General features: G+C 37.5%; 6 protein-coding genes. 5 read left to right on the top strand and 1 reads right to left on the bottom strand.

Going from position 1 to position 3849, the window contains the following annotated elements:
- The coding region (locus EWV84_RS05530) for a transposase (protein ID WP_287076985.1) at positions 1–786 on the bottom strand (786 nt) is incomplete at its 3' end.
- A gap of 27 nt (positions 787–813) precedes the next feature.
- Here EWV84_RS05530 and EWV84_RS05525 point away from each other — a divergent pair.
- From EWV84_RS05525 to EWV84_RS05505, 5 genes are read left to right on the top strand one after another with little or no spacing between them, the layout of a single operon-like run.
- A complete protein-coding gene (locus tag EWV84_RS05525; RefSeq protein ID WP_287076983.1) occupies positions 814–1710 on the top strand; it encodes a DUF5838 family protein in 897 nt (298 codons plus the stop codon).
- Between the two features lie 11 nt (positions 1711–1721).
- Positions 1722–2180: a DUF29 domain-containing protein gene (locus EWV84_RS05520; RefSeq protein WP_287076987.1), complete on the top strand. Its 459-nt coding sequence runs from the start codon at positions 1722–1724 to the stop codon at positions 2178–2180.
- A gap of 55 nt (positions 2181–2235) precedes the next feature.
- On the top strand, positions 2236–2814 hold the full coding sequence (locus EWV84_RS05515; protein WP_287076981.1) for a Uma2 family endonuclease: 579 nt from the start codon (positions 2236–2238) through the stop codon (positions 2812–2814).
- A gap of 18 nt (positions 2815–2832) precedes the next feature.
- Positions 2833–3516: a Uma2 family endonuclease gene (locus EWV84_RS05510; RefSeq protein WP_287076980.1), complete on the top strand. Its 684-nt coding sequence runs from the start codon at positions 2833–2835 to the stop codon at positions 3514–3516.
- A gap of 5 nt (positions 3517–3521) precedes the next feature.
- Positions 3522–3749: a S8/S53 family peptidase gene (locus tag EWV84_RS05505; protein ID WP_287076978.1), complete on the top strand. Its 228-nt coding sequence runs from the start codon at positions 3522–3524 to the stop codon at positions 3747–3749.
- Positions 3750–3849: the final 100 nt, after the last annotated feature.

Below are 3849 nucleotides of genomic sequence, written 5' to 3'. Positions count from 1 at the left end.
GTCTTTTTCTGCTTGCCAGGGTGCGCGGTTTGCCCCAACGAATTGACGTACAACCCTTGTTAATTCAGGGCTTTCTGTTACCTGGCACGCGGGAGAAGCAGGGGAGAGGTTGGGTTTTTCCCCACTTGCCTTTTTCCTTCGCTCAAGAGTGCTAGAAGACTTGGCCGAGGAGAGATGAACCCCTGCCAACAGCTTACTACCCCAGTGGCAACGGGTTGGGGTTGTCTTCTCCTTCGGTTTGTACCTCTGACAGAAGCCTTTATACTTTCTGGCACAGTCTTCTAAGCTGTCACCAAGTTTTAAGAAAGCAGGATGCCATTGAGTTAAGCCGTCATCAGTTAAGCGTTCATAACTGCCGTAATTACTGAAATCATAGAAGAACCCAGAACGCATTTTGGCTGCTTTTGGATTCCCGTGGATGTAGCGCAAGGTATTTAAAGCCCTGTCTGTATCAGAAGGCGGAAAGCCATCGCAGAAATAGCGCTTTTCCCAAAAGTGTCCTGTTCTTCCGAGCATCCGATTAAAACACATCGCGGTGTACCAATTAAGAAAGTGCATAATTTTCGGTAAATCTTGCGGTTGAGCAGGTTCAATCAGATAATGAACATGGTTAGACATAATACATAAAGCATAGAGCTTAAACTTGTATTTGCTCAAAGCCTTGTTGATGGCATAAAGAAACACCTCCCGACACTCTCGCTTTGATAGTTTAAACTCACGATTATTACAGCGTGTGGTGACGTGGTAGGAATAACCAGCTTGTAAATTTCGAGATTTTCTTGACATAATTTTTTCCTTTAACATCTTGAAATCATGATAGTTGCCGAGATTCAAAAAAACTCTCTCAAAGAGCAAAGAATACAATTTATCCGTAATCATCAACAAGCTTTTGATGTTGAGCCGAGTTATCCTCTGCGGCTGTTTGAAGATTTTGTTATGGAAGTTGAAGGCAATTGTGATATTGAAGCCTCCTGTAAGATAGAATTAGATAAACTCATTGCCTCACGGTTTATGCTCTTTTTTAAAGATCAGTCCCAAGAATGGCAAAAATGTCTAGCTCAATCTTTAGCTTTTTTTCGGCAAGTTGAAAACCGAGTTGGTGCTGAATTAGATTATTCTTTATTACAAAAGTTTTTAGGACATAACTTTGACTTTAGCAAACTAGAAGTTCTCAGTGCTGGTCTTGATTTAAGAACTAATTTAGCTGATTCTAGTTTAAAAATACACATTAGAATTAAAGATTATCCTGAAAAGCTACAAACTGCTTTCGTTTTAAGTGATGGTGCTGCTGACAGTGATTATTTAAGTGAATTTGTTGAGTTAATTGGTTTTGATTTTTACTTTAATGGTAAAAGTGAAATCGAAATTTATGCCGAACTTCAAGAAGATGATTTTTTCAGACCAGAAACCATCAATTTAGTCTGGCGACATTTTCCTGATTCAGTCTTAAAACCTCTGCAAGGATCAAATGTGTTTTTCACGGGTTTATCAAAAGCAAATAATAACCCAGTGCTTTACTATCATCTCAAAGATCGTCAAGGTTTAACCAATTATTTTAAGATTAATGATACAGCCCAAAGAGTTCACAGCTTTTATCAACATCAAGATATTTTACCTAATATGTGGGTAGGTACTACTCAAAAAGAATTAGAAAAAACGAGAATTGAGAATATTCGGCTTTATTATTACAAATCCTTTAAGATGGAGTAAATTTTATGTTGATGATAGAAGTAAATGAATTAAAACAACTCTATGACGTTGATGATGATCAATGGCTGGAACAAACTATTAACTTACTTAAAAATCATCAATTCCAACAGCTAGATTTAGATAATTTAATTGAGGAGTTAGAGGATTTGGGTAGAGAGAAGAAAAATGCTGTCGCTAGTCTGTTAGAGCAAATTATTCGTCATTTGCTGTTACTGCAATATTGGACAACTGAAGCCGAATATAATGCTGTTCACCGGCAAGAAGAAATCTATAACTTTCGTACTCAACTAAGACGAACAATCACGACTAATCTCCGCAAGTATTTAGAAGATGAATTAACCTCTATCTATCAAGATGCGCTAGGTTTTGTTAAAATTAAAACAACTAATTTAGTAACTTTTCCTACTGAATGCCCCTACTCCCAAGAACAATTACTTGATCGTTCTTGGTTGCCCAATCAAACCTATTAACTGACAATCAATCTAAAACAAGAACTAAAAATATTGACTTTAAAAATAAAGTATAATGATTACCAACGAACCTATTATCTTAAACCTGAAAACCACCAATTTAAGTGACGAACAGTTTTATCAACTGTGCTGTGCTAATGACGATTGGCGACTCGAACAAACTGCCCAAGGAGAATTAATCATTATGCCTCCCATCGGAGCCATTAGTGGCAATCGAGAATCAGAATTAAATGCTGATTTAGTGATTTGGAATCGGCAAACTCAACTCGGTAAAGTTTTTAGTTCTTCTACTATCTTTACCTTGCCCAATGGCGCGAAACGTTCTCCTGATGTTGCTTGGATTGCCAATGAACGCTGGCACGCTTTACCCATAGAAGAACAAGAAAAATTTGCCAGAATTTGCCCAGATTTTGTGATAGAATTGCGATCGCGTACCGACCCCTTAAAATATCTACAAGAAAAAATGCAAGAATATCGAGAAAATGGTGTAAAATTAGGGTGGCTAATTGATCCTGCCAACCAAAGGTTAGAAATCTATCGCCCCAATCAATCTGTAGAAATTATTGAATTACCAGCAACATTATCAGGAGAAGAAATTTTACCTGGATTCACCTTAAAATTACCAATGTATTGACAAGTAGGAAATACTAAGATGATAGCCACTGTAGCAAAATCTCCTCAAGCAATTCCACTATTAGAAAATGGCGACAACCTCACTCGTTGTGAATTTGAGCGTAGATATAATGCTATGCCAAATCTGAAAAAAGCCGAACTAATTGAAGGAATTGTTCATCTGATGGCTTCTCCCTTAAGAATTACTAATCATGGCAACCCTCACGCTCGTATTATCACTTGGTTAGGTAACTATTGGTCAAGTACGCCAGGAATTGAATTAGGCGACAATTGTACCGTGCGCCTTGATGCTGATAATGAACCTCAACCCGATGCACTGCTGAGAATTAAAAATGGTGGACAATCAACTATTAGTGAGGATGGCTATGTCGAAGGTGCGCCAGAATTAATCGTGGAAATTGCTGCTAGTACCGTCTCCCTTGACTTGCATCAAAAGCTTAAGGTTTATCGCTGCCATCAAGTGCAAGAATATTTAGTCTGGCGAGTATTGGATGAAGAATTTGATTGGTTTGTCTTAAATGACGAAAAATATGTTACACTTGAACCTAATGCAGAAGGAATATTATGTTCTCAAATATTTCCTGGATTATGGTTAGGTAGAGATGCTTTATTAGCGGGTAATTTAGCCAGGGTTTTAGAAGTTGTACAATTGGGAATAGCTACAATCCAACATAAATCTTTTGTCAAAAAAATATCAGAATAAGAATTATGATTCCAGGATTGCAAGCATTACACAAACTAACCCAGGGTTCCCCAGAGATTACTGTTGCCATTCTTGATGGTGTCGTAGATACTCAACATCCCTGTTTTCAGGGAGCAAAATTAACTCGACTGCCCACCTTAGTATTACATGGTGCAACCAGTGGGCAGATGTCCACCCACGGGACTCATATTGCTAGTTTAATTTTTGGACAGCCTAATAGACCTCTTGCATAATTTTTTTATGGTATAATATAAGGTTTTGCTTTTTTCTCAATTCTTAGATTGAAGTGGAAAAAAGAATAAAATGTGATCTTAGGTCAGGAAATCATCTATA

The organism is Microcystis sp. M_QC_C_20170808_M3Col (assembly GCF_007095505.1).
In the GTDB taxonomy this organism is placed as follows: Bacteria; Cyanobacteriota; Cyanobacteriia; order Cyanobacteriales; family Microcystaceae; genus Microcystis.
Note: the sequence above shows the minus strand (reverse complement) of the source record. Positions and strands in the feature narration are given on the sequence as shown.

Coding starts and splice junctions, on each gene's coding strand:
- EWV84_RS05510 (WP_287076980.1), top strand. CDS start 2,833: ATGATAGCCACTGTAGCAAAATCTCCTCAAGCAATTCCACTATTAGAA.
- EWV84_RS05515 (WP_287076981.1), top strand. CDS start 2,236: ATGATTACCAACGAACCTATTATCTTAAACCTGAAAACCACCAATTTA.
- EWV84_RS05520 (WP_287076987.1), top strand. CDS start 1,722: ATGATAGAAGTAAATGAATTAAAACAACTCTATGACGTTGATGATGAT.
- EWV84_RS05525 (WP_287076983.1), top strand. CDS start 814: ATGATAGTTGCCGAGATTCAAAAAAACTCTCTCAAAGAGCAAAGAATA.
- EWV84_RS05505 (WP_287076978.1), top strand. CDS start 3,522: ATGATTCCAGGATTGCAAGCATTACACAAACTAACCCAGGGTTCCCCA.